Raw genomic sequence first — 23,663 nt, forward strand, 5'->3', positions numbered from 1 at the left:
CTGCATCAGGGTTGGTTTAAGACCAGCGCAATATCAGCCGCCAGGCGGGAAATCTCAGCGTCACTCAGACGGCCCAGCGACAGGCGCAGCCCGTGCGCAGGTGTTCGGACACCAAATATTTCCCCCTCCCGGACCAGCCAGCCGGCGCGGGCCAGGCGTAAGGCGTAGGGCTGGCTCGCCGCTGGCAGCGGCAGCCAGAAATTAAGGCCATCGCCAGGCGTAGCATGGCTGTGGCCGTGCCGGGCCAGCGCCGCCGCCAGTTTCTCATTCTGCTGGCGATAATGACGACGGGTCTCCGTCATCGAGGCGATAAACGCCTCATCGGTCAGACAGGCCAGCGTCAGGTCCTGCAGCAGATGGCTGACCCACTGGCTGCCGGCGTTAAGCCGCAGGCGCAGCGCCGCTGAGGTATCGGCATCGCTGGCGATAAAGGCCAGCCGCAGGTCTGGCCCGAGGGTTTTTGACATTGAGCGCACAAGCGCCCAGCGTTGCGTGCTTGCAGGAAGAGGGGAGTGCCATGGCGTGGCCGACAGCAGGGCAAAATGGTCATCAACAATCGCCAGTACCTGCGGATAGCGGGCCAGCACCTCCCGCAGGGCATGCGCCCGGGTTTCCGTCAGGCTACAGCCGGTAGGATTATGCGCGCGCGGGGTTAAGATCACCGCCCGTGCGCCGTTGCGTAACGCCTCCTCCAGGCCGTCAGGATCCATCCCCTCGGCATCAACCGCTACCGGGCAGGGGGTAAAGCCGGCGTAACGCACCATATTGATGCTGCTGAGAAAACAGGGATCTTCCACCACAACGCCGTCGCCGGGCAGCAGCAGAGCGCTCAGCAGACGCTCCAGGGCGTCAATCGCTCCGCTGGCGAGATTCACCGCAAAGGGAACCGCTATCTCTTTGGCAAACCACGCCTCGGCCCATTGACCAAGCCGCGGCTCGATGGGAGCATCGCCATACAGGCGTGGTGTGCGGGCAAGCTGGCCCAGATAACGGGTTAATTCAGGCAGTCTGGCGGGGTCCGGATTGCCGCTGGAGATATCGTTCAGCGGCGTCGTTGGGTCACCGCCCTCCAGCGCCGGCAGCGGATCCCGTGCTTTAATGGCCGTGCCGTTTCGTCCCTGGCTGACGGCCAGCCCGGAGGTGACCAGCCGTTTATAGGCGGCGGCGACGGTATTGCGATTCACCTCCAGCTGGCTGGCGAGCTCGCGTACCGGTGGCAGAACCTCTCCGGGCCGCAACCCACCGCTCTGCACCAGATGGCGGATATGATCGAAGATATCGCTGGCGGTTTTTCCGGTAAACATTATTGACCTATGACAAAATGAAATTTAGCATAGGACGAATCATAATCAGTGCGTGACCCGCTGTCCAGCGGGGGGAGAAAAGATGGGCCAGCAAGATGACATACAATCAGTGCTCTTTCACGACACAAGCCGGGCGTCGGAAGTCGATATCGTCGCTGTGCAGTCCCAGGTAGTCTATGGCAGCGTTGGCAACAGCATCGCGGTTCCGGCCATTAAACAGCACGGTTTGCGCGTGCTGGCGGTGCCGACGGTACTGTTCAGCAATACGCCCCATTATGAGACGTTCTATGGCGGCATTATTCCGGAGGAGTGGTTTGTCGGGTATCTGCAGGCGCTGGAGGAACGCGACGCGTTGCGCGAACTGCGTGCAGTGACCACCGGCTATATGGGCAACGCCGTGCAAATCGAACGTCTGGCGCAGTGGCTGACGCGGGTGCGGGCCCGCCATCCCGGGCTGTGCATTCTGGTGGATCCGGTCATCGGCGATGTCGACAGCGGCATCTACGTTAAGGCTGAGATCCCGGACGCCTATCGTCAGCATCTTCTGCCACTGGCGCAAGGGATCACCCCCAATCTGTTTGAGCTGGAAACGCTGAGCGGCCAGCGCTGTCGCAATCAGCAGGAGGCGGTCGCCGCGGCGCGAAGCCTGCTGTCAGATACCCTCAAATGGGTGGTGATCACCAGCGCGCCGGGAGAGGCGCGTTCGACGATAAATGTGCTGGTGGTGACGGCCGATGCGGTGGAGGTGGTGGCCCACCCGCGGGTGGAAACGGACCTGAAGGGAACGGGCGATCTGTTCTGTGCAGAGCTGGTGAGCGGTCTGCTCACCGGCCTGGCGCTGGGGGCGGCGACGCAGGCTGCCGCCCGGCGCGTGCTGGAGGTCATGAACTGGACTGCCGCGCAGGGGTGTGACGAACTGATCCTGCCGCCACGGGAGAAAAACTGATGAAAAGCTATCGGTTAGTGATCCGCCAACAGGGGCGTATTGTCGGTCATTTTGATACCACAGGGGAGGCGGCGCTGGAGGATGCCTGCGTAGCGCGGTCGCTGTTCGGCCTGGCCGGAGGGTACCAGTGCGATCTGCTGGTCTCTGACAGTGAGCGTCGTATTCTGGAGAGCACGCCGGAGGGATTGCGCATCTTGTCCCGGGAGAAGTGCTATCAGCCGGTGACCAGCGCGATATAAAAAAATGGCGCCTTTCGGCGCCATTTTTATGCAGCAAGCATTACTTCTTGATGCGGATAACCGGGGTTTCACCCACAGTCACGCTACCGGACAGTTTGATCAGCTCTTTGATCTCGTCCATGTTGGAGATAACCACCGGCGTCAGGGTAGACTTGGCTTTCTCTTCCAGCAGCGGCAGATCGAATTCGATAACCGGGTCACCGACTTTCACGCGCTGGCCTTCTTCAGCGATACGCTTGAAGCCTTCGCCTTTCAGTTCAACGGTATCAATACCGAAGTGAACGAACAGCTCGATGCCGCTATCAGATTCAATAGAGAACGCATGGTTGGTTTCGAAAATTTTACCAATGGTACCGTCTACCGGCGCGACCATTTTGTTGCCGGTCGGTTTGATGGCAATCCCATCGCCCACAATTTTTTCCGCAAAAACCACATCCGGCACGTCTTCGATGTTGACGATCTCACCGGAGAGGGGAGCAATAATCTCAATAGTTCCGGTGTCTTTCTTGTCATCAGAAACCAGAGATTTCAATTTATCAAACAAACCCATGATCTTCTCCTAAGCAGTAATTTGGGCCGCGCATCTCTTGGATTAGCAGATTGTTTTTTCTTCAATGAACTTGTTAACCAGCGTCATTAACTCGTCCGTTGTCGGTTGAGCAAGAGCCTGCTCTGCTAATACTTTCGCATCTTCGAAGTTCGTATTACGAATAATCTTCTTGATGCGCGGGATGGAAATGGCGCTCATAGAGAATTCGTCCAGCCCCATACCCAGCAACAGAAGTGTAGCACGTTCATCGCCCGCAAGCTCACCGCACATGCCAGTCCATTTACCTTCAGCGTGAGAAGCATCAATAACTTGCTTAATCAGATTCAGTACAGACGGTGACATCGGCTGGTAAAGATGTGAAATCATATCATTACCACGGTCAACTGCCAGAGTATATTGCGTTAAATCATTGGTGCCGATACTAAAGAAATCAACTTCTTTGGCCAGATGACGAGCAATGGTCGCCGCAGCCGGTGTTTCCACCATCACGCCGATCTCAATGGATTCGTCAAATGCTTTACCTTCGTCACGCAGTTCCTGTTTGTAGATTTCGATCTCTTTCTTCAGCGCACGCACTTCTTCAACAGAGATGATCATCGGGAACATAATGCGCAGTTTACCGAAAGCGGAGGCACGCAGGATGGCGCGCACCTGATCGCGCAGGATCTCTTTACGATCCATCGCGATACGCACGGCACGCCAGCCGAGGAACGGGTTCTCTTCTTTCGGGAAGTTCATGTATGGCAGCTCTTTATCGCCGCCAATGTCCATGGTACGCACGATAACGGCCTGAGAGCCACAGGCTTCAGCCACCGCTTTATAGGCCGCAAACTGCTCTTCTTCAGTTGGCAGCGCGTCACGGTCCATGAACAGGAATTCGGTACGATACAGGCCTACGCCTTCGGCGCCGTTGCGCTCAGCACCTTCGACATCGCGAACGGTACCAATGTTTGCGCAGACTTCAACCTGATGGCCGTCGAGGGTAATCGCCGGCAGATCTTTCAGTTTCGCCAGTTCGGCTTTTTCTTCCGCAACCTGAGCCTGCAGATTACGCAGCGCTTCAATTTGCTCGTTAGACGGGTTGACCAGAACCTGGTTGTTCACCGCGTCGAGAATCAGATAATCGCCGTTTTTCACCTGCGCCGTGATGCTACCGGTGCCCACGATGGCCGGCAGTTCCAGGGAACGCGCCATGATGGAGGTGTGAGAGGTACGGCCGCCCGCGTCGGTGATGAAGCCCAGCACTTTTTTCAGGTTCAGCTGTGCGGTTTCAGACGGGGTCAGATCGGCGGCGACGAGGATGACTTCATCCTGAATCGCGCTCAGATCGATAATCGACAGACCAAGGATGTTGCGCAGCAGGCGCTTACCGATGTCGCGTACGTCAGCCGCACGTTCTTTCAGGTATTCATCGTCCAGCTCTTCCAGGGCAGTGGCCTGACCTTCGATAACTTCATTGGCTGCCGCGTCGGCAGTCATGTGCTTATCTTTAATCAGGGCTATGATTTCCTGCTCAAGCTCCTCATCTTCCAGCAGCATGATATGCCCTTCGAAGATGGCTTCTTTTTCTTCACCGAAAGTTTCACCAGCTTTGGTTTTGATGACCTCCAGCTGGGCGGAGGCCTTGGCGCGGCCGCTCAGGAAACGTTCGACTTCCTGATCAACCTTATCGGCAGAAATTTTCTTCCGGTCGATGACAATTTCATCTTCCTTCAGCAGCAGTGCTTTGCCGAAGGCGATACCCGGGGATGCTAAAATGCCTGAAATCATAACCCTACCTTACTTGTGACTGATATGAAAAAGAACCCGTGAACTTACTCGAGTTCAGCCATCAGTTTAACCAGATGCTCAACAGCTTTCTGCTCATCTTCGCCTTCAGCGGAGAGGGTCACTACGGTGCCCTGGGTCAGGCCCAGAGTCTGCAGTTTGAACAGGCTTTTGGCGCTGGCGCTTTTGCCGTTGGAGGTTACAGTGATCTCAGAAGTGAAGCCTTTAGCTTCTTTAACAAACTGAGCAGCAGGGCGGGTGTGCAGACCGTTCGGAGCGGTAATGGTAACTTCTTGCTGGAACATTATATTTCCCCAACTTATAGGTTTAGTGTTGTGGACCTAAAGTCTAGTCTAACGACTCGACTTTAGCCTGTATTGTTAGCGCCGGCGTTACGTTTCCGGCCTTGGCGTCGGCAGCGCCTGGCGCTGCGAAGACCTGCGGGCCATTGACGTCTAGCACGTCATTAAACATTATGCCGCGAAAGGAAGACTTGAACCAAATCATAAAATCGATTCAGCTGGCGGAAATCCTCTTCTGAATAATTTCGCGCATCAAAATAAATGTGCTGGTTAAATACCAGACCCTACGAGGTGAATCAATGCCAGGAGGGGTAAAACTTTGACGTATGCCACAAAAAAGCACCTGAAAAGGTGCTTTTTTACACATTATTTACAAGCTGGCACTACTGTTGCAGTTCTTTCTCAGTGAAGAGATCGGCGAACAGCGCGGTGCTTAAATAACGCTCACCTGAGGAAGGCAGGATAACCACAATATTCGTATTGGTAAAGGCCTCATCTTGCTGCAGCTTCAACGCGGCGGCAACGGCGGCCCCGGAAGAGATACCCGCCAGGATGCCTTCTTCTTCCATCAGACGGCGCGCCGTGGAGATAGCTTCCTCGTTGGTAATGCCGATCACTTTGTCCACCAGCTTCAGATCCAGGTTGCCAGGAATGAAGCCGGCGCCGATACCCTGAATTTTGTGCGGGCCTGGCTTGAGCTCTTCACCCGCCAGCGCCTGGGAGATGACCGGCGAATCGGTCGGTTCGACCGCGACGGTGATCAGATCTTTTTTGCCCTTGGTATTTTTAATGTAGCGGCTGACGCCGGTCAGCGTACCGCCGGTGCCTACGCCAGAGATAAAGACGTCCACCTGACCATCGGTGTCTTCCCAGATTTCCGGGCCGGTGGTCTTTTCGTGGATTTCCGGGTTAGCCGGGTTGCTGAACTGCTGCAGCAGCAGGAATTTTTCCGGGTTGCTGGCGACGATCTCTTCCGCTTTCTGAATAGCGCCTTTCATGCCTTTTGCGCCTTCGGTCAGTACCAGGTTGGCGCCCAGCGCTTTCAGCAGTTTGCGGCGCTCAATGCTCATGGTTTCCGGCATGGTTAGCGTTAGCTTGTAGCCGCGGGCCGCCGCCACGTAGGCGAGGGCGATACCGGTGTTGCCGCTGGTCGGTTCGACCAGTTCCACGCCAGGTTTCAGAACGCCGCGCTTTTCAGCATCCCAGATCATATTGGCGCCGATACGGCATTTTACGCTAAAGCTCGGGTTACGAGATTCTACCTTTGCCAGGATACGGCCGTTACCAATGCGGTTCAGTCGTACCAGCGGCGTGTGACCGATAGTCAGGGAGTTGTCTTCAAAAATCTTACTCATGGCCCGTCCTTAACTGTATGAAATTTGGGGGTACGGCATCAGCATACCCGCTTAAAGAATATGCGGAAGTAAGGATTTAGCATATCTATATGCGGAAGGGAAATAATGATAAGCAAGAAGGAATAAGCGAGATATAAGGAGCGGCCTCAGCCGCTCCCGGGGTGAACATGTTGGGGCTATTTCCAGACCGCGTGTTTATCGCGATAACAATCGACCCACATCGCGGTGGCGCCGCAGATGGCCACCGGCAGGATCACCAGGTTTAACACCGGGATCATGGTAAACAGACTGGTGAGCGCCCCAAACTGCATATTCATCACTTTGCGGCTGCGCAGCGCTTCGCGCATGGTCCTGAAGGGGACCTTGTGATTATCAAAGGGGTAATCGCAGTATTGAATCGCCAGCATCCATGCGCTGAACAGGAACCAGAGTACCGGGGCCACCGTCTGGCCAACGCCGGGTATAAAGTAGAGCAGCAACAGCACGATGGCGCGGGGCAGGTACCAGGCCAGCTTCTGCCACTCACGTTTCATGATGCGCGGAATATCCTTCATGATGCCAAAGACGCCGACGTCCGGCGGGGTGGCGCCAGTCAGACGCGCTTCAAGTTGTTCCGCCAGCAGGCCGCTGAACGGCGCAGCTATCCAGTTGGCGATAGTCGAAAAGAAGTAACCAAACACCAGCAGAATCGAGAGCACCACTACCGGCCACAGCAGGTAATTCAGCCACTGCAACCAGTCCGGCACATGGCTCATCAGCGAGGGGATCCAGCTGTCGAGACGGGTAAACAGCCACCAGAAGGCTCCGCCCATCAGCAGCACGTTAACCAGCAAAGGCAAAAAGACATAACGCCGTATGCCAGGCAGCCCGATGAGTTTCCAGCCCTGCGAAAAATAATAAACGCCGCTACGCGGGGTCGGTGCGGATGATGAAACCATAGCCAGGCAATGCTCCTTTTTTAACATCCAGTGTGAATGCTCGCTTATTTTATCGGGTCGCCAGACAATAACCAGTTAGGAAATGTTCGAAAAAACAGCAAAAAGCACGATTTAGTTCATCTTTATGTGGTGAAAGCGACCGACGCACTTGCACTTGAGGTAATCGGCAAATACTCTTAGTGAGTAAATGTTTGCCGTGGTGGCAAGGTGTTAGAACAACAGAGAATATAATGATGCAGGATTTGCGTCTGATATTAATCATTGTTGGCGCGATCGCCATAATCGCTTTACTGGTACATGGTTTTTGGACCAGCCGTAAAGAACGTTCTTCGATGTTTCGCGATCGCCCACTGAAACGTATGAAGTCGCGCGACGATGAGTCGGAAAACGAAGACTTTGATGATAATGTTGAAGGCGTAGGTGAAGTCCGCGTTCATCCGGTCACTCACGCCCCGCACGGCGCGCATGGGGAGCATGAAGCCCCTCGTCAGGCGCCGCAGCACCAGTACCAGCCGCCTTACGAGCGCCAGATGCAGCAGCCTGTGCGTCCTGATGAACCGGTTCGCCAGCCGCAGCAATCGCCGCGCCAGGCCCCGGTTCAACCGCAGGGACAGCAGCATGCGGCTGCGCACCCTGCCTGGCAACAGCCGCAGCCCGCGCAGCCGCCCGTGCAACCCCAACATCAGCCGCAGCCCGTTGTGCAGCAGCCCGTCGCACCGCAGCCGGTGACGCCGACCGTTGCCCAGCCGCAGCCAGCCGCCCCGCAGCAGCCTGTGCCACAGCCTGTTGCCGCGCCGCAGCCCGCCGTCGCCGAGCCGCAGCCGGTAGAGCCGCCGCAGCCTGCCGCGCCGCAGCCGAAAGAGCGTAAAGAGACGGTCATTGTGATGAACGTCGCCGCCCATCACGGCGCACAGCTTAACGGTGAGGTGCTGATCAACAGCATCCAGCAGGCCGGCTTCAAGTTTGGTGAAATGAATATTTTCCACCGCCATCTGAGCCCGGATGGCAGCGGCCCGGTACTGTTCAGTCTGGCCAACATGGTGAAGCCGGGGACCTTCAATCCGGACAGCATGGCGGATATGATGACCCCTGGGGTGACTATTTTTATGCAGGTCCCTTCCTACGGTGATGAACTGCAGAACTTCAAGCTGATGCTGCAGTCTGCGCAGTATATCGCCGATGAAGTGGGCGGCGTGGTGCTTGACGATCAGCGTCGCATGATGACGCCGCAAAAACTGCGTGAATACCAGGATCGTATTCGCGAAGTGAAAGACGCGAACGCCTGACGTCCCGCGTTATCTCAACTCCTTCTCAACCCCCGCCTGTCGGGGGTTTTTTATCATTGATGGTGTGATATGGAACCGATCGAACAACAACTGACTGAACTGCGAACCACGCTTCGCCATCATGAATATCTGTACCACGTTATGGACGCGCCGGAAGTGCCCGATGCGGAATATGACCGCCTGATGCGCGAGCTGCGCGAGCTGGAGAGTCAACATCCGGAGCTGATTACCCCGGACTCGCCGACTCAGCGGGTGGGGGCGGCGCCACTGACTGCCTTCAGCCAGATCCGCCATGAAGTGCCGATGCTGTCGCTGGACAACGTGTTTGATGAAGAGAGCTTTCTCGCCTTCAACAAGCGGGTACAGGATCGCCTGAAAAGCACTGACGATCTCACCTACTGCTGCGAGCTTAAGCTCGACGGCCTCGCGGTGAGTATTCTCTACGAAAACGGCGTACTGATGCAGGCCGCGACCCGCGGCGACGGTACCACCGGCGAGGATATTACCTCCAATGTGCGAACCATTCGCACTATCCCCCTCAAGCTGCATGGCGAGAATATCCCGGCACGTCTTGAGGTGCGTGGTGAGGTTTTCCTTCCGCAGGCCGGGTTTGAAAAAATCAATGAAGAAGCGCGCCGCACCGGCGGAAAAGTGTTTGCTAACCCGCGTAATGCGGCGGCGGGTTCGCTGCGCCAGCTCGATCCGCGCATCACGGCGAAGCGACCGCTTACTTTCTTCTGCTACGGCGTTGGCGTGCTGGAGGGCGGTGAGCTGCCGGCCAGCCACTCGGCCCGTTTGCAGCAGTTCAAAGCATGGGGACTGCCGGTGAGCGATCGCGTCACCCTGTGTCATACTCCCGAGGAAGTGCTCACTTACTATCGTAAAGTCGAGGAAGATCGTCCTCATCTGGGCTTTGACATTGATGGCGTGGTGATCAAAGTCGATTCGCTGGCGCTGCAGGAGCAGTTGGGTTTTGTGGCCCGCGCGCCGCGCTGGGCCGTGGCCTTTAAGTTCCCGGCACAGGAGCAGATGACTTTCGTCCGGGATGTGGAGTTCCAGGTAGGGCGCACCGGGGCGATCACGCCAGTGGCGCGCCTGGAGCCGGTCCATGTCGCCGGCGTGCTGGTGAGCAATGCCACCCTGCATAACGCCGATGAAATCGAACGCTTAGGTCTGAAAATCGGCGACAAGGTAGTGATTCGTCGGGCAGGCGATGTGATCCCGCAGGTGGTCAATGTGGTGCTTTCCGAGCGTCCGGCGGATGCCCGGGATGTGGTCTTCCCGACCCACTGCCCGGTATGTCAGTCCGACGTTGAGCGAGTGGAGGGCGAGGCGGTAGCCCGCTGTACGGGCGGCCTTATCTGCGGCGCGCAGCGTAAAGAGTCGCTTAAGCACTTCGTCTCCCGTCGCGCGCTCGACGTTGACGGCATGGGTGACAAGATCATCGACCAACTGGTGGAGAAAGAGTATGTCCATACGCCGGCGGATCTGTTCCGCCTGAGCGCCGGGAAACTCACCGGGCTGGATCGGATGGGGCCGAAGTCCGCGCAAAATGTGGTCAATGCTTTGGAAAAAGCCAAAGAGACGACCTTCGCACGCTTCCTCTACGCTCTGGGTATTCGCGAGGTAGGCGAAGCGACAGCGGCGGCCCTGGCGGCGCATTTCGGCACTCTTGAAGCCCTGGAGCAGGCTTCCATTGAGGAGCTGCAAAAGGTCCCTGATGTTGGCATCGTGGTTGCCACCCATACCTTCAACTTCTTTGCCGAAGAGAGTAACCGCGATGTCATCGCGCAGCTGCTGGCCGAAGGCGTTCACTGGCCGGCGCCAGTCGTGGTGAAGGCGGAAGAGATTGATAGCCCGTTTGCGGGTAAAACCGTGGTCCTGACCGGCAGCCTGAGTCAGCTATCGCGGGATGACGCCAAAGCGCGTCTCGTCGCGCTGGGGGCGAAGGTGGCAGGCAGTGTGTCGAAGAAAACTGACCTGGTGATTGCCGGCGAAGCAGCGGGTTCTAAGCTGGCGAAAGCGCAGGAGCTGGGCATTGAGGTGATTGACGAAGCCGAAATGATGCGTCTGCTGGGAGAATAACGTGGATAAAGCGCAGCTGGTCGAAATAGCCAATACTGAGATGCCGTTCGGTAAATACAAGGGACGTCGTTTAATCGATGTCCCGGAAGAGTATTTACTGTGGTTTGCGCGTAAGGATCAGTTTCCTGCCGGCCATCTCGGCGAGCTGATGGCGTTGACCCTGCTGATTAAAACCGAGGGGCTGAGCGATCTGGTTCAGCCCCTGAAGAAAGCGCGTTAAGCTTTGGCGGCGTTGGCCTTTTCCTCAGCGAGACGCGCATCGGTTTGCTGCTTGTAGCGCCGCGCCAACACCGCGCAGACCATCAGCTGGATTTGGTGGAAGATCATCAGCGGCAGCACCATGATGCCGAGGATGGAGGTCGGGAAGAGAATATTGGCCATCGGGATGCCGTTGGCCAAACTCTTTTTCGAACCGCAGAAGACGATGGTAATCTCATCGGCTTTGTTAAAGCCGCAGCGGCGGGCGACGAACACGTTAACGGCGATGACAATGGCCAGCAGCACCAGGCTGACCACCACGATAAACAGCAGCGATCCCAGACCGACTTTATGCCAGATGCCATTCACCACTGCCTCGCTAAAGGCGGAGTAAACCACCAGCAGAATCGAGGTCTGGTCGGTCTTACCAATCCACTTCTTATGCTTCGCCACCCAGTTGCCGATCCACGGCCGTGATAAGTGACCGAGTACGAAAGGCAGCAGCAGCTGCAGCATGATTTTACCGACCTGCTCGAGGCTGCCGCCTGCGCCATGAAGGTTCATCAGGACGCCCACCAGCAGCGGTGAAACAAAGATCCCCAGCAGGCTGGAGGCCGAGGCTGAGCACACCGCCGCCGCGACGTTGCCTCCGGCCAGCGAAGTAAAGGCGATAGCGGATTGCACGGTGGCCGGCAGAATGCACAGATAGATAAAGCCGCTGTAGAGCATCGGATCGACATTCACCGGCGCCCACCAGGCAAACAGAACCCCGAGTACCGGGAAGAGTATAAAGGTGCTGCACATCACCCACAGATGCAAACGCCAGTGGCTGCCGCCGGCGATAATCGCTTCCCGGGAGAGTTTAGCGCCGTGCATAAAAAACAGCAGGGCAATGGCGGCGGTGGTCAGATGTTCAAAGAAGGGAACGAAAGCGCCACGGGCGGGGAAGAATGAGGCCAGCAGGACAACGGTGACCAGGGTTGCCGTAAACGGATCGAGAATGCGGAAAAGTTTCATAAACGCTCCTGAAAAGAGATGCGCTATTGTGCTTTTTTTCATTTGAGAAATAAAATTGATTTATTGCATCTATTCATGAATAAAAAAGATGAATTACTCTCTGCGTCAGTTAAAAGTATTCGTCACCGTCGCCCGGGCCAGAAGCTTCAGCCGGGCAGGGGAGATGATTGGCTTAAGTCAGTCGGCCGTCAGCCATAGCGTTAAGGAGCTGGAGCATCAGACCGGCGTCCGGCTACTCGACCGTACCACTCGCGAAGTCGTGCTCACCGAAGCGGGTCAGCAGCTGGCGGGGCGGCTGGAGCGTTTGCTCGATGAGTTGACGATTACCCTGCGCGACGCCGGGCGCGTCGGCCAGCAGATGAGCGGTACCGTCAAGGTCGCCGCCAGTCAGACGATTTCCGCCCACCTGATTCCGCAGTGTATTGCTCACAGCAACCGTCGTTATCCAGATATCGATTTTGTGTTGCACGATCGGCCCCAGCAGTGGGTGCTGGAGAGTATTCGCCATGGGGAAGTGGATTTCGGCATTGTGATCGACCCCGGCCCGGCGGCAGATCTGCAGTGTGAAGTGGTCCTCGCGGAACCTTTTTTGCTGCTCTGCCGGGAGGATCATCCTTTTGCCGGCCTGACGGAGGTGCCGTGGCAAGCGCTGCAGGATGAGAGACTGATCCTGCAGGACTATGCCTCCGGCAGCCGTCCGCTGATTGATGCGGCCCTTAGCCGGCTGGCTATCCGGGCGAACATTGTGCAGGAGATTGGTCACCCGGCAACGCTGTTTCCGATGGTAGAATCGGGAATTGGCATCAGCGTTCTGCCGGCGCTGGCGCTGCCGTTACCGCAGGGGAGCCATCTGACGGTGAAGCGGCTGACCCCGGTGATGGAGCGGCAGTTGATGCTGGCATGCCGGAAAAATCGCTCGCTGTCGACCGCCGCTCAGGCGTTATGGGAAATTGTGCGTGAAGAAGGGGCAAATTTAACCGCTGCGAGGGTGGAAGATCCGCTGTATCAGCGCTGACAGGGGGAGTGCTGCGGGGGAACTCGCGGCAAGACCGCAAACTGCGCATAGCAAAAAGGCGCCTTTAGGGCGCCTTTTTACATTGGTGGGTCGTGCAGGATGACTCGGCTTCGCCTCGCCCTTCGGGCCATCGCCGCAAGCGGCTCCGTTGTCTCACTGCGTTCGACCCGAACCTGCTGCAGAGAAACTCGTCTCATCCTGAGACTCGCCCTGCGGGCCAACGCTGCCGCGTCGTTCAAAATTGTTCCCGACAATTTTGTCGAATCGTTGAGTTCGGCGCATAGCAAAAAGTCGCCTTTAGGGCGCCATTTTACATTGGTGGGTCGTGCAGGATGACTCGGCTTCGCCTCGCCCTTCGGGCCGTCGCCGCAAGCGGCTCCGTTGTCTCACTGCGTTCGACCCGAACCTGCTGCAGGTTCGAATCGTTGAGTTCGGCGCATAGCAAAAAGTCGCCTTTAGGGCGCCTTTTTACATTGGTGGGTCGTGCAGGATTCGAACCTGCGACCAATTGATTAAAAGTCAACTGCTCTACCAACTGAGCTAACGACCCGAAGTGGTGGGTGATGACGGGATCGAACCGCCGACCCCCTCCTTGTAAGGGAGGTGCTCTCCCAGCTGAGCTAATCACCCACTTCGGTACTTCACATTTTGACAGAAAATCCAGCTGGCGAGAAAGTGGTGGGTGATGACGGGATCGAACCGCCGACCCCCTCCTTGTAAGGGAGGTGCTCTCCCAGCTGAGCTAATCACCCACTTCTCAATTTTCTGTTCTACACGGCGGAGACTACGTTAAGTAGTGGTGGGTGATGACGGGATCGAACCGCCGACCCCCTCCTTGTAAGGGAGGTGCTCTCCCAGCTGAGCTAATCACCCCCGCTGTGTGGAGTCGCATTATAGGGAGAGTTGAAAATGAGTCAACGCCTTTTCTAAAGAATTCGTTCGTTCGTCGTAAAATTAAACAAAGCGATCGTAAAACCGGCGGCGTAGCATGATTTATAAACAAAAATGGCAAACCGTGACGTTCCGACGGGATCAACATTGAGGAATCAGCCCACGGTGTTAGAATATTGACCCATAATTTCCACCGGACATTGCCGGCTATCGGCATCTTTATTAAACGTAAGGCCAATTCATGAAAATCAAAACTCGCTTCGCGCCAAGCCCAACAGGCTATCTGCACGTTGGCGGTGCGCGTACTGCTCTCTATTCCTGGCTTTTTGCTCGTAACCACGGCGGTGAGTTTGTGCTGCGTATTGAAGACACCGATCTCGAACGCTCCACCCCGGAAGCAATTGAAGCCATCATGGATGGCATGAACTGGCTGAATCTGCAATGGGATGAGGGCCCTTATTACCAGACCAAACGTTTCGACCGTTATAACAACGTGATCGATGAGATGCTGGAAGCTGGCACCGCTTATAAATGTTATTGCTCGAAAGAGCGTCTGGAAGCGCTGCGCGAAGAGCAAATGGCGAACGGTGAGAAGCCGCGTTACGATGGCCGCTGCCGCCATAGCCACGAGCATCATGCCGACGATGAGCCGTGCGTGGTGCGTTTTGCCAACCCGCAGGAAGGGTCGGTGATCTTTGACGATCAGATCCGCGGACCTATCGAGTTCAGCAACCAGGAGCTGGACGATCTGATCATTCGTCGTACCGATGGTTCCCCGACCTATAACTTCTGCGTGGTGGTAGATGACTGGGATATGGCGATCACCCATGTGATCCGTGGTGAAGATCATATCAACAACACACCGCGCCAGATCAACATCCTCAAAGCGCTGAATGCGCCGGTGCCGGTTTACGCCCACGTGTCGATGATCAACGGCGATGACGGTAAAAAACTGTCCAAACGCCACGGTGCGGTGAGCGTGATGCAGTATCGTGACGATGGCTACCTGCCGGAAGCGCTGCTTAACTATCTGGTACGTCTGGGGTGGTCCCATGGCGATCAGGAGATCTTCACCCGCGAAGAGATGATCGAGTTCTTTTCACTGGGGGCGGTCAGCAAATCCGCGAGTGCGTTCAACACCGACAAACTGCTGTGGCTGAACCATCACTACATCAATACGCTGCCGGCGGAATACGTGGCGACGCATCTGCAGTGGCACATCGAGCAGGAAAATATCGATACCCGTAATGGCCCACAGCTGGCCGAGCTGGTGAAACTGCTGGGCGAGCGTTGCAAAACGCTGAAAGAGATTGCTCAGAGCTGCCGCTACTTCTATGAAGAGTTCGCTGAGTTCGACGCCGATGCGGCGAAGAAACATCTGCGTCCGGTGGCGCGTCAGCCGCTGGAAGTGGTTCGCGACAAGCTGGCGGCGATCGGCGACTGGACAGCGGAAAACGTTCACCATGCAATTCAGGCAACCGCTGATGAGCTGGAAGTCGGCATGGGTAAAGTCGGCATGCCGCTGCGCGTGGCGGTTACCGGGGCAGGGCAGTCTCCTGCGCTTGACGTCACCGTCCACGCTATCGGTAAATCCCGTAGCGTTGAGCGTATCAACAAAGCGCTGGCTTTTATCGCTGAACGTGAAGGTCAGGCGTCCTGATTGGGACGTGGATGAAACAACGGCAGGTTACTCCTGCCGTTTTTTTTGTCTGTTACGCCGGGCTGGCGATGCCGAGGCGGGCAAGAAAGCCGCTAATCCCTTCCCGGGCCAGCAGATCGCGAAGCTGCAGCTGTTCGGCCGGAGTCATCAGTTGCAGGGTTTCCGTGATTTGCCGCCAGACCACGTCAGCCTCATTGACCAGATAAGCGCCGGGCGATTCCGCCAAATGATTGTCGGTAAACAGATGGCGCCTGGCAGGCGCATTGGTCAGAAATTCGAGCACCGGTTTGTCGATGACCACCAGTCGCGCGCGTCCTCCTTTGACGCCGGGTATCGCTTCCGTGCGCCATTTTTGCTGGCGAACCCAGCGATTGATCGTTTGTCTGGCCAGTCCCAGGCAGTCGGCGAGCTCTGCGGGTGTCATTTTATCTTTCAGTTTCATCATGCTTTACCGATCGCGGATCCCTAACCGAAGTAGTAACCCGGTGATCCCTTCGCGCAGCAACAGCGACATCAGCTGCTTCTGCTCGCTGGGAGTGAGCTCTTTGCTAAGGGTCAGCAGCAGCGATTCCAGATCGCTGTCGTGGGTAGAATAGGCGCCTGGTGTCTCTGCCACGCGCTGAGCGCTGCGGATAAACTCCCTGACTTGCTCATTGACATGGACCAGCCGCGCTTTGCCACCCTGGACGCCAGGCCGCGGAGAGGTTTGCCAGCCTTCTTTCCGCACCCATTTATTGATGGTTTGCCGGCTATAGCCGGTCAGATGGGCGATTTCTTCAGGTGTCATTCGTTCCTTGAGCATACTATTTCCTGAGTAAATGTATGGGAATTAGCTGCTCATGTTATAGCATCCTTTTACGTGAAAAAGTGACCTGTTTAACTTCTGGCTGCGATAAGGCTCGCAATGTCAGCAAGTTGCCTGCTTTTTCAGCGATTGAATTGCGAAGGATAATTTTGCCGTTGACACCTGAGCGAGGAATTCATATTATGCCGCCCGTCAACACGACACGCTTTACGTTACGGGGCTATAGCTCAGCTGGGAGAGCGCTTGCATGGCATGCAAGAGGTCAGCGGTTCGATCCCGCTTAGCTCCACCAAATTCTGCACCCAGCAGATTTGGTTCGTAAAGAGGTCCTGTGGGGCTATAGCTCAGCTGGGAGAGCGCTTGCATGGCATGCAAGAGGTCAGCGGTTCGATCCCGCTTAGCTCCACCAAAATTCAGAACCCTCGCCTCGGCGGGGGTTTTTGTTTTTAGCTGTTTTCATGTAAAGCACTTTCTGGTTAAGTCAGTTAATCTCCAGCTATTAAAATCGAAAGTAATTTCAGACTTTTTCCTGATAATTCACCTTGCCTGCCCTAAATAAGCAACATAACATTTCCCCCATTAAACGTAATGAGGTTGCCGGAGTTTTAATTAACAATAATGCTTGATAAAATTAACATTAATATCAAAAAAACTCTGTTGGCCTTTCTCGTCAGTTTAGTCGCTATTCCGCTGGCTCGTTTTATTTCACCGCAAACGGTTATTGATGGCAATCTTATTTATATTGCCTGGCTGCCAATCAGCGTAATGTTTTCTGTTATTTTTATCTTTGGCCGCTATGCGATCGCACCATTAATTCTCGCGTTTGCCATTACCAATAGCTTTCTCATTGAGTTAACGCTGTCACAGGCGCTTATTCTGCTCTTTTGTCAGCTGTTTGCTGTGTTTGTCTCCTGCGCTGTTTTACGCCTGATGGTGGGCAAGCGCTGGCGGTGTGGCCCCACGGCGAAACATATGGGGGCGCGGATCTTCTGGGGCGGCTTCTTCGCGCCGGTGCTGTTGAAAATCACCATGTACCTTGCCGGGCAATATTTTGCGTTTCCATTATCTATTACCAGTTACTTTGGTAGTATGCCGTTGATTTATACCGTAATAGATATCCAAAGTTTAATCAGCGCGGCATTAATTTTTACGACGTTTCTTTATTATCCAATGCGGATGATTATCAGTCCGCACTATGCCCGACGTTTCTGGCGTCAGGAATGTTTACCATGGCTGGCACCCAAACATCGTTCTTTTACCCTATATTGGTTTATCTCGCTGGCGCTTTTATTAACTGTACTGTGTGCGCCGTATCAGTCTGAATTTATTGCCGGTTATTTAGTTCCGGTGATATTTATTGTCTACTTTATCGGGATTAGCCGGATTGGTCATGCGCTGCTGCGTATTTCATGGTCTGTCTCAGCCTTTTTGCTGGTGGTGTATAATAAAAACTTTCTCCAGGGCGTCCAAAGCGAGTATTCATTATCCTTTGTGCTGTCGGTCCTGATCTCCTTCACTATCTGTTTGTTTTATATGGCAGACACCTATGCCCGTAGCGATCGCAATAAACGCCGCTGGCGTAGCCAGGCGGAAGAGGATCCGCTGACGGGCTTACCTAATCTGCGCGCGCTGGTGAGCCATTTACAGAGTAGTCCTCTGCAGGCTATCTGCAGCTTGCGTATCGATAATCTCGATTTTCTTAGCCGACATTATGGGCTAATGATGGGGGTGGACTGTAAACGGCAAATCATCCGGGCGCTTCAGCCGCTGTTGGGGGCAACGGATAAAGTCTTCCAGGTTCCCGGCAGCGAATTGATCCTCGTGCTTGACGGGCCGGACCCTGCGGCGCGGCTAAACCATATGGTCGCCATCCTCAACCACAAAAAGTTCAGCTGGCATAATCAGCCGCTGGATCTTGAGTTTGGCGCGGCATGGAGCCGTGATGACGGTCAGGGTGAGACGCTGCACCAGATGCTGGGCCAGCTCAGCTGGCTTTCCGAACAGGCGGGCAGTGAACGCCGGGTGCTGGCGTTGGATGAGGAGCAGGAACTGGTGGTGGATCAAACCACCGAGCAGGTACGCCTCCTGATGCGCGTCAAGCAGGTTCTCAAAGAGCGGGCGCTGGTGCTCTATGCGCAACCGATTCAAAATGCGGAGGGGGAGGGCTATCATGAAATCCTCACGCGCATGCGCTGTGGCGATAGCGTCATTATGCCGGATCAGTTTATCCCGCTGATTGTGCAGTTTAACCTCAGCCAGCGTTTTGACATGCTGGTGCTTGAGACCCTGTTCAGTTCGCTCCATCAGCATCCCGGCCAGCGGTTCTCGGTCAACCTGCTGCCTTCAACCCTGATGCAAAAGGATAGCGCGGCGCAGATTATCGCGCTGTTTCAACGCTATCGCATTTCGCCAGATCTTATCACCATTGAGGTGACCGAAGAGCAGGCTTTCTCCAATGCCGACACCAGCCAGCAAAATCTTGAAGCGTTGCGCGCGTTTGGCTGCGCTATCGCCATTGATGACTTTGGCACCGGGTATGCGAACTATGAACGACTGAAGCATTTGCAGGCCGATATCATTAAGATTGATGGCTGCTTCGTCCGCGACATTCTGACGGACCCGCTGGACGCCATTATGGTGAAATCGATTGTCGAAATGGCGCGGGCGAAACAGATGAGCGTGGTGGCGGAATATGTCGAAAGCGAATCGCAAAAAGCGCGCCTGCTGGAACTGGGCGTGAATTATCTGCAGGGTTACCTGGTCGGTAAGCCTCAGCCGTTGGGCGAATGACGGGTAAAAAAAAGCCGGGCATTGCCCGGCTCAGATGATAGGCGCCTGTTACAGAACCAGTGCCGCAATCGAGGCGGACAGCACGCTAACCAGCGTGGAGCCGTAGACCAGCTTCAGACCGAAGCGAGAAACCACGTTACCCTGTTCTTCGTTCAAGCCTTTGATCGCCCCGGCGATGATGCCGATAGATGAGAAGTTGGCGAAGGAGACCAGGAAGATAGAGATAATGCCTTCCGCACGCGGAGAGAGCGTCGAGGCGATTTTCTGCAGATCCATCATGGCGACGAATTCGTTGGAGACCAGCTTGGTGGCCATAATACTGCCCACCTGCAGCGCTTCGCTTGCCGGCACACCCATCACCCAGGCAACCGGGTAGAAGATATAGCCGAGGATCCCCTGGAAGGAGATGCTGTAGCCGAACCAGCCGGTCACGGTGGCGAACAGGGCGTTCAGGGCCGAGATCAGTGCGATGAAGCCGATCAGCATCGCCGCCACGATAATCGCGACTTTAAAGCCCGCCAGAATGTACTCGCCCAGCATTTCGAAGAAGCTCTGGCCTTCGTGCAGATTCGACATCTGCAGATTTTCTTCGCTCTCTTCCACGCGGTACGGGTTAATCAATGACAGAACGATAAAGGTGCTGAACATGTTGAGCACCAGCGCCGCGACGACATACTTCGGCTGCAGCATGGTCATGTACGCGCCTACGATCGACATCGACACGGTGGACATCGCCGTCGCCGCCATGGTGTACATGCGGTTGCGCGACATTTTGCCGAGAATATCTTTATAGGCGATAAAGTTTTCCGACTGACCGAGGATCAGCGAGCTCACGGCGTTGAAGGATTCCAGCTTGCCCATGCCGTTGATTTTCGACAGAACGGTACCGATGGCGCGGATGACAATCGGCAGGATACGAATATGCTGCAAAATACCGATCAACGCGGAAATGAAGACGATAGGGCACAGAACCTTAAGGAAGAAGAAGGCCAGACCTTTATCGTTCATGCTGCCGAACACGAAGTTTGTCCCTTCGTTGGCAAACCCGAGAAGCTTTTCAAACATCTCAGAGAAGCCTTTCACAAAACCCAGACCAATATCGGAGTTCAGGAAGAACCAGGCCAGCAGGACTTCGATGACAAGCAGTTGAACAACATAACGAATACGGATCTTTTTACGGTCGTGACTGACCAACAGGGCCAGTATAGCCACCACAACGATCGCGAGGACAAAATGCAAGACGCGGTCCATAGTTGCTCCAAATATGAGGCAGGTTAAATTTCCGTGCACATTCTATGCAACGGCTTTAAAGAAAACGAGATCAATTGCACACTATTGCAAGGAACTGTGACCAATGGCAAAAATAGTGATCAAACATCCACTTTTGTTATGTTACGTAAAGGTTTTAAAAGTTGCATTCTTGTACTACTCTTAGTGCTGGGCACGCTCTCGTGTTCTAACGCCCGTTTTTCATTTCCGGCCAGCTATTGTTCCCGCCTATCACAGCAATCATTATCTCCATTTTAAATGAACTTGATAATCATTCGCATTTTGATAGCATGAAACATAGCAAAGGCTATATTTCCAGAGGCAGAAGATGACTAGCAGTCGCGTTGAGAATAGCAGTAGTCGCGCCGCGCGCAAGGTGAAGCTCGCCCTCATGGGGCCCGCTTTCGTCGCTGCCATTGGCTATATCGACCCCGGTAATTTCGCCACTAACATTCAGGCTGGCGCCAGCTTTGGCTATCAGCTGCTGTGGGTCGTGGTATGGGCCAACCTGATGGCGATGCTGATCCAGGTGCTCTCTGCCAAACTGGGCATTGCCACCGGCAAAAATCTGGCCGAGCAGATCCGTGACCATTACCCGCGACCGGTGGTGTGGTTCTATTGGGTGCAGGCGGAAATCATTGCGATGGCCACCGACCTGGCTGAATTTATCGGCGCTGCGATTGGCTTTAAGCTGGTACTGGGCGTGTCGCTTCTGCAGGGGGCGGTGCTGACCGGGGTGGCGACCTTCCTGATCCTGATGCTGCAGCGGCGCGGGCAAAAGCCGCTGGAGAAGGTGATCGGCGGGCTGCTGTTGTTTGTCGCTGTGGCCTATGTCGTGGAGTTGATCTTTTCTCAGCCCGCGCTGGCCCCCCTGACAAAAGGGCTGGTGATCCCTACGCTGCCCAACGGCGAGGCGGTATTCTTAGCCGCCGGGGTACTGGGGGCGACCATTATGCCGCACGTTATCTACTTACATTCCTCGCTTACCCAGCATCTGCACGGCGGTACGCGGAAAGAACGCTATAACGCGACCCGCTGGGATGTGGCGATCGCCATGACCATTGCCGGGTTTGTCAACCTGGCGATGATGGCGACCGCCGCGGCGGCATTCCATTTCAACGGCCATACCGGCGTCGCCGATCTCGATCAGGCTTACAGAACGCTGGAGCCACTGCTGAGCCACGCGGCGGCGACCATCTTTGGTCTGAGCCTGGTCGCTGCAGGTTTATCATCGACGGTAGTGGGTACCCTGGCAGGGCAGGTCGTCATGCAGGGGTTTATCCGCTTTCATATTCCGCTGTGGTTTCGCCGGGCGGTCACCATGCTGCCGTCGTTTGTGGTGATCCTGCTGGGGCTGGATCCTACGCGTATCCTGGTGATGAGTCAGGTGCTGCTGAGCTTTGGTATTGCGCTTGCTCTGGTGCCGCTGCTGATATTTACCAGCAATGCGCAACTGATGGGCGACCTGGTGAATACCCGCTGGGTGAGAGTCACTGGCTGGGTGATTGTCGCCATTGTGGTGAGTCTGAACGGCTGGTTAATTGTGGGATCGCTGCTCGGCGTGGCGTAGTTCTTGACCCGCGCTGGTTAAAGCAAAGGGGAGCCAATAGGCTCCCCTTTTCGTCTGTTAGTGATGACCATGGCCATGGCCACGTCCGCCCGGGCCTCGTCCCCAGCCGCCGCGGTGGTCGTCGCGGTCGCTCCAGCCAGCACGATAGCCGCGCTCCCAGGCCTTATTTTTACCCTTGTCCCAGCCGCGGTGCCAGCCGTTGTCATGTCGATGCCAACGGTTATCACGCCATTCATAGTGACGACGCCAGTAATCACGGTCGCGCCAGCCGCCACCGTCCCAGTAGTTACCGTAATTGTCACGATCGCCTATTTGTAATTTTACCGATGGCAGCAGGGTGATTTCACCAGCGTTAGCGACTAGTGGCGCTGCGGCCAGCAGTACTGCTGCCAGAATCAGTGACCTGAACATACTCTTCTCCTTCACGATCGGGGCCGTAAGCGGCCTGTTAACCTGATATTACGGGCCGGTAAAGACCCGCCGCATCGGACGAACTCCGAAAGCGCAGAAAAGAGCACTTTTTGCTAAAGTAACATTTGCTTTACAGCGCAAGGATGGCGTCGATGGCCGCGCACTCTTCGGTGCTGAAATGGCGATTCTGCAGCATGCCGACGGTATCATCCAGCTGCGCGGTTTTGCTGGCGCCGATCAGCACGGAGGTCACTTTCTCCTCGCGCAGAACCCAGGCCAGCGCCATCTGCGACAGCTTCTGCCCGCGCTCTTCCGCTATCGTATTTAGCTGACGAATTTTTTCTAATCGCGCGGCGGTCAGTTGCTCCGGCTGCAGAAAACGACTGCTGCTGGCGGCGCGAGAGTCGGCCGGGATACCGTTCAGATAGCGATCGGTAAGCTGTCCGCCCGCCAGCGGTGAAAACGCTATACTTCCCACCCCTTCCGTCTGCAGAAAATCCAGCAGCCCATCTTCCGCACTGCGTTCGAACATCGAATAGCGGGGCTGGTGAATGACGCAGGGCGTACCGAGGTCGTTAAGGATCTTCACCGCCTCCTGCGCCTGGGCCAGCGGATAGTTGGAGATCCCGACGTACAGCGCTTTACCCTGACGGACAAGATGATCGAGCGCACGCATTGTTTCCGTCAGTGGGGTCTGCGGGTCCGGGCGGTGATGATAAAAAATATCGACATACTCCAGCCCCATGCGCTGCAGGCTCTGGTTAAGACTGGCCACCAGATATTTGCGTGAACCCCAGTCGCCGTACGGGCCGTCCCACATGGTGTAGCCCGCTTTGGTGGAGATGATCAACTCATCGCGATAGGGCTGGAGCGCCTCTTTCAGAATGCGGCCAAAATTGCTCTCTGCTGAACCCGGCGGCGGCCCATAGTTGTTGGCGAGGTCGAAATGAGTTATGCCAAGGTCAAACGCGTGCAGGAGCATCTGCCGGCTGATCTCCACGCGCGTTTCGTCGCCAAAGTTGTGCCACAGGCCGAGAGAAATCGCCGGGAGCTGAAGGCCGCTGCGCCCGCAGCGACGATACTCCATCGTTTGATATCGCGTCGTGCTTGCCTGGTAAACCATTCTTCCTCCGCAGATAAAATAGGGTGTGTATACGTTTACACTAATCAATGTTCTGCATGGAGTACACTGCTTTTTGGGCGTAACTATTGCTTTACACCGGCTTTATCGTCCCCCTTCTGGACAGGCGGATCGCTTATTCAAT

General features: G+C 55.6%; 21 protein-coding genes, 6 tRNA genes and 2 other RNA genes. 11 read left to right on the top strand and 18 right to left on the bottom strand.

Annotation, left to right across the window (positions count from 1 at the left end; all coding sequences use genetic code 11):
- Nucleotides 1–5: 5 nt before the first annotated feature.
- A complete protein-coding gene (gene ptsJ, locus R0140_RS06645) occupies nt 6–1,304 on the bottom strand; it encodes a MocR-like B6 salvage transcription factor PtsJ (protein WP_016161615.1) in 1,299 nt (432 codons plus the stop codon).
- Nucleotides 1,305–1,386: 82 nt separating this feature from the next.
- Here ptsJ and pdxK point away from each other — a divergent pair, with 82 nt between their 5' ends.
- Entirely contained in the window at nt 1,387–2,250 is an 864-nt protein-coding gene (gene pdxK, locus R0140_RS06650) for a pyridoxine/pyridoxal/pyridoxamine kinase (protein WP_012540940.1), read from the top strand.
- On the top strand, nt 2,250–2,489 hold the full coding sequence (locus R0140_RS06655; RefSeq protein ID WP_012540941.1) for a hypothetical protein: 240 nt from the start codon (nt 2,250–2,252) through the stop codon (nt 2,487–2,489). Before pdxK ends, R0140_RS06655 begins: the two co-directional genes overlap by 1 nt.
- Before the next feature lie 40 nt (nt 2,490–2,529).
- Here R0140_RS06655 and crr read toward each other — a convergent pair whose 3' ends face one another.
- From crr to cysZ, 5 genes are all read right to left on the bottom strand, one after another.
- Nucleotides 2,530–3,039, bottom strand: coding sequence for a PTS glucose transporter subunit IIA (gene crr / locus R0140_RS06660; RefSeq protein WP_008803873.1), 510 nt, complete (start codon nt 3,037–3,039; stop codon nt 2,530–2,532).
- 42 nt (nt 3,040–3,081) lie between these two features.
- On the bottom strand, nt 3,082–4,809 hold the full coding sequence (gene ptsI / locus R0140_RS06665; RefSeq protein WP_008803874.1) for a phosphoenolpyruvate-protein phosphotransferase PtsI: 1,728 nt from the start codon (nt 4,807–4,809) through the stop codon (nt 3,082–3,084).
- Nucleotides 4,810–4,853: 44 nt separating this feature from the next.
- Nucleotides 4,854–5,111, bottom strand: a complete 258-nt coding sequence (ptsH, locus tag R0140_RS06670; protein WP_002913505.1) for a phosphocarrier protein Hpr — start codon at nt 5,109–5,111, stop codon at nt 4,854–4,856.
- Nucleotides 5,112–5,491: 380 nt separating this feature from the next.
- Nucleotides 5,492–6,463, bottom strand: a complete 972-nt coding sequence (gene cysK, locus R0140_RS06675; RefSeq protein WP_032740212.1) for a cysteine synthase A — start codon at nt 6,461–6,463, stop codon at nt 5,492–5,494.
- Nucleotides 6,464–6,639: 176 nt separating this feature from the next.
- On the bottom strand, nt 6,640–7,401 hold the full coding sequence (cysZ, locus tag R0140_RS06680) for a sulfate transporter CysZ (RefSeq protein WP_008803876.1): 762 nt from the start codon (nt 7,399–7,401) through the stop codon (nt 6,640–6,642).
- Nucleotides 7,402–7,631: 230 nt separating this feature from the next.
- Here cysZ and zipA point away from each other — a divergent pair, with 230 nt between their 5' ends.
- From zipA to R0140_RS06695, 3 genes are all read left to right on the top strand, one after another.
- Nucleotides 7,632–8,687, top strand: a complete 1,056-nt coding sequence (zipA, locus tag R0140_RS06685; RefSeq protein WP_032740211.1) for a cell division protein ZipA — start codon at nt 7,632–7,634, stop codon at nt 8,685–8,687.
- A 69-nt stretch (nt 8,688–8,756) separates the two neighbouring features.
- Nucleotides 8,757–10,772 (top strand): NAD-dependent DNA ligase LigA, encoded by a 2,016-nt coding sequence (gene ligA / locus R0140_RS06690; protein WP_012540946.1) that lies wholly within the window; start codon nt 8,757–8,759, stop codon nt 10,770–10,772.
- 1 nt (nt 10,773) lies between these two features.
- Complete coding sequence (locus R0140_RS06695; protein ID WP_002913440.1) at nt 10,774–10,992, top strand: DUF3820 family protein; 219 nt, start codon at nt 10,774–10,776, stop codon at nt 10,990–10,992.
- Here R0140_RS06695 and R0140_RS06700 read toward each other — a convergent pair.
- The gene (locus R0140_RS06700; RefSeq protein ID WP_008803879.1) at nt 10,989–11,987 is read right to left on the bottom strand and encodes a bile acid:sodium symporter family protein; all 999 of its coding nucleotides are present in this window, start codon (nt 11,985–11,987) and stop codon (nt 10,989–10,991) included. The two genes, R0140_RS06695 and R0140_RS06700, sit on opposite strands and share 4 nt — an antisense overlap.
- 88 nt (nt 11,988–12,075) lie before the next feature.
- On the opposite strand from R0140_RS06700, the gene R0140_RS06705 reads away from it, so the two are divergent.
- Complete coding sequence (locus R0140_RS06705; protein WP_008803880.1) at nt 12,076–13,002, top strand: LysR family transcriptional regulator; 927 nt, start codon at nt 12,076–12,078, stop codon at nt 13,000–13,002.
- Between the two features lie 83 nt (nt 13,003–13,085).
- Here R0140_RS06705 and R0140_RS06710 read toward each other — a convergent pair.
- From R0140_RS06710 to R0140_RS06735, 6 genes are all read right to left on the bottom strand, one after another.
- Nucleotides 13,086–13,223: non-coding RNA, RtT sRNA (locus R0140_RS06710), on the bottom strand.
- Between the two features lie 95 nt (nt 13,224–13,318).
- Nucleotides 13,319–13,454: non-coding RNA, RtT sRNA (locus R0140_RS06715), on the bottom strand.
- Nucleotides 13,455–13,476: 22 nt separating this feature from the next.
- A tRNA-Lys gene (locus R0140_RS06720) sits at nt 13,477–13,552 on the bottom strand.
- 4 nt (nt 13,553–13,556) lie between these two features.
- Nucleotides 13,557–13,632: transfer RNA gene (locus R0140_RS06725), tRNA-Val, on the bottom strand.
- Between the two features lie 46 nt (nt 13,633–13,678).
- Nucleotides 13,679–13,754, bottom strand: a tRNA-Val gene (locus R0140_RS06730).
- Between the two features lie 45 nt (nt 13,755–13,799).
- Nucleotides 13,800–13,875 (bottom strand) — tRNA-Val (locus R0140_RS06735).
- A gap of 259 nt (nt 13,876–14,134) precedes the next feature.
- Between R0140_RS06735 and gltX the strand changes: the two genes are divergently transcribed.
- Nucleotides 14,135–15,553: a glutamate--tRNA ligase gene (gene gltX, locus R0140_RS06740; protein WP_008803881.1), complete on the top strand. Its 1,419-nt coding sequence runs from the start codon at nt 14,135–14,137 to the stop codon at nt 15,551–15,553.
- Between the two features lie 52 nt (nt 15,554–15,605).
- Here the strand turns inward: gltX and R0140_RS06745 are convergent, their stop codons facing one another.
- Both R0140_RS06745 and R0140_RS06750 read right to left on the bottom strand, forming a co-directional pair.
- A complete protein-coding gene (locus R0140_RS06745; protein ID WP_008803882.1) occupies nt 15,606–15,998 on the bottom strand; it encodes a MerR family transcriptional regulator in 393 nt (130 codons plus the stop codon).
- Between the two features lie 3 nt (nt 15,999–16,001).
- Nucleotides 16,002–16,355, bottom strand: a complete 354-nt coding sequence (locus R0140_RS06750; RefSeq protein ID WP_008803883.1) for a YfeC-like transcriptional regulator — start codon at nt 16,353–16,355, stop codon at nt 16,002–16,004.
- A 219-nt stretch (nt 16,356–16,574) separates the two neighbouring features.
- Between R0140_RS06750 and R0140_RS06755 the strand changes: the two genes are divergently transcribed.
- From R0140_RS06755 to R0140_RS06765, 3 genes are all read left to right on the top strand, one after another.
- A tRNA-Ala gene (locus tag R0140_RS06755) sits at nt 16,575–16,650 on the top strand.
- Between the two features lie 41 nt (nt 16,651–16,691).
- Nucleotides 16,692–16,767 (top strand) — tRNA-Ala (locus R0140_RS06760).
- Between the two features lie 209 nt (nt 16,768–16,976).
- Nucleotides 16,977–19,148: an EAL domain-containing protein gene (locus R0140_RS06765; RefSeq protein WP_032740209.1), complete on the top strand. Its 2,172-nt coding sequence runs from the start codon at nt 16,977–16,979 to the stop codon at nt 19,146–19,148.
- Between the two features lie 48 nt (nt 19,149–19,196).
- Here R0140_RS06765 and nupC read toward each other — a convergent pair whose 3' ends face one another.
- Complete coding sequence (gene nupC / locus R0140_RS06770) at nt 19,197–20,399, bottom strand: nucleoside permease NupC (RefSeq protein ID WP_012540950.1); 1,203 nt, start codon at nt 20,397–20,399, stop codon at nt 19,197–19,199.
- 346 nt (nt 20,400–20,745) lie between these two features.
- On the opposite strand from nupC, the gene R0140_RS06775 reads away from it, so the two are divergent.
- Nucleotides 20,746–21,987 carry an Nramp family divalent metal transporter gene (locus R0140_RS06775; RefSeq protein WP_012540951.1) on the top strand — a complete coding sequence of 414 codons (1,242 nt, stop codon included), beginning with the start codon at nt 20,746–20,748 and terminating at the stop codon, nt 21,985–21,987.
- Nucleotides 21,988–22,044: 57 nt separating this feature from the next.
- On the opposite strand, the gene R0140_RS06780 is transcribed toward R0140_RS06775, so the two are convergent.
- A complete protein-coding gene (locus R0140_RS06780) occupies nt 22,045–22,398 on the bottom strand; it encodes a DUF2502 domain-containing protein (RefSeq protein WP_008803887.1) in 354 nt (117 codons plus the stop codon).
- A gap of 130 nt (nt 22,399–22,528) precedes the next feature.
- On the bottom strand, nt 22,529–23,521 hold the full coding sequence (gene mgrA, locus R0140_RS06785) for an L-glyceraldehyde 3-phosphate reductase (RefSeq protein WP_177341814.1): 993 nt from the start codon (nt 23,519–23,521) through the stop codon (nt 22,529–22,531).
- Nucleotides 23,522–23,663 lie beyond the last annotated feature (142 nt).

The sequence above is a fragment of the Klebsiella sp. w6 genome (assembly GCF_033100215.1).
Taxonomy (GTDB): domain Bacteria; phylum Pseudomonadota; class Gammaproteobacteria; order Enterobacterales; family Enterobacteriaceae; genus Klebsiella; species Klebsiella variicola.

What these genes read in the sequence shown, in the direction of transcription:
- ptsJ (WP_016161615.1), bottom strand. Translation starts at nt 1,304, where the DNA reads ATGTTTACCGGAAAAACCGCCAGCGATATCTTCGATCATATCCGCCAT.
- pdxK (WP_012540940.1), top strand. Translation starts at nt 1,387, where the DNA reads ATGGGCCAGCAAGATGACATACAATCAGTGCTCTTTCACGACACAAGC.
- R0140_RS06655 (WP_012540941.1), top strand. Translation starts at nt 2,250, where the DNA reads ATGAAAAGCTATCGGTTAGTGATCCGCCAACAGGGGCGTATTGTCGGT.
- crr (WP_008803873.1), bottom strand. Translation starts at nt 3,039, where the DNA reads ATGGGTTTGTTTGATAAATTGAAATCTCTGGTTTCTGATGACAAGAAA.
- ptsI (WP_008803874.1), bottom strand. Translation starts at nt 4,809, where the DNA reads ATGATTTCAGGCATTTTAGCATCCCCGGGTATCGCCTTCGGCAAAGCA.
- ptsH (WP_002913505.1), bottom strand. Translation starts at nt 5,111, where the DNA reads ATGTTCCAGCAAGAAGTTACCATTACCGCTCCGAACGGTCTGCACACC.
- cysK (WP_032740212.1), bottom strand. Translation starts at nt 6,463, where the DNA reads ATGAGTAAGATTTTTGAAGACAACTCCCTGACTATCGGTCACACGCCG.
- cysZ (WP_008803876.1), bottom strand. Translation starts at nt 7,401, where the DNA reads ATGGTTTCATCATCCGCACCGACCCCGCGTAGCGGCGTTTATTATTTT.
- zipA (WP_032740211.1), top strand. Translation starts at nt 7,632, where the DNA reads ATGATGCAGGATTTGCGTCTGATATTAATCATTGTTGGCGCGATCGCC.
- ligA (WP_012540946.1), top strand. Translation starts at nt 8,757, where the DNA reads ATGGAACCGATCGAACAACAACTGACTGAACTGCGAACCACGCTTCGC.
- R0140_RS06700 (WP_008803879.1), bottom strand. Translation starts at nt 11,987, where the DNA reads ATGAAACTTTTCCGCATTCTCGATCCGTTTACGGCAACCCTGGTCACC.
- R0140_RS06705 (WP_008803880.1), top strand. Translation starts at nt 12,076, where the DNA reads ATGAATTACTCTCTGCGTCAGTTAAAAGTATTCGTCACCGTCGCCCGG.
- gltX (WP_008803881.1), top strand. Translation starts at nt 14,135, where the DNA reads ATGAAAATCAAAACTCGCTTCGCGCCAAGCCCAACAGGCTATCTGCAC.
- R0140_RS06745 (WP_008803882.1), bottom strand. Translation starts at nt 15,998, where the DNA reads ATGATGAAACTGAAAGATAAAATGACACCCGCAGAGCTCGCCGACTGC.
- R0140_RS06750 (WP_008803883.1), bottom strand. Translation starts at nt 16,355, where the DNA reads ATGCTCAAGGAACGAATGACACCTGAAGAAATCGCCCATCTGACCGGC.
- R0140_RS06765 (WP_032740209.1), top strand. Translation starts at nt 16,977, where the DNA reads ATGCTTGATAAAATTAACATTAATATCAAAAAAACTCTGTTGGCCTTT.
- nupC (WP_012540950.1), bottom strand. Translation starts at nt 20,399, where the DNA reads ATGGACCGCGTCTTGCATTTTGTCCTCGCGATCGTTGTGGTGGCTATA.
- R0140_RS06775 (WP_012540951.1), top strand. Translation starts at nt 20,746, where the DNA reads ATGACTAGCAGTCGCGTTGAGAATAGCAGTAGTCGCGCCGCGCGCAAG.
- R0140_RS06780 (WP_008803887.1), bottom strand. Translation starts at nt 22,398, where the DNA reads ATGTTCAGGTCACTGATTCTGGCAGCAGTACTGCTGGCCGCAGCGCCA.
- mgrA (WP_177341814.1), bottom strand. Translation starts at nt 23,521, where the DNA reads ATGGTTTACCAGGCAAGCACGACGCGATATCAAACGATGGAGTATCGT.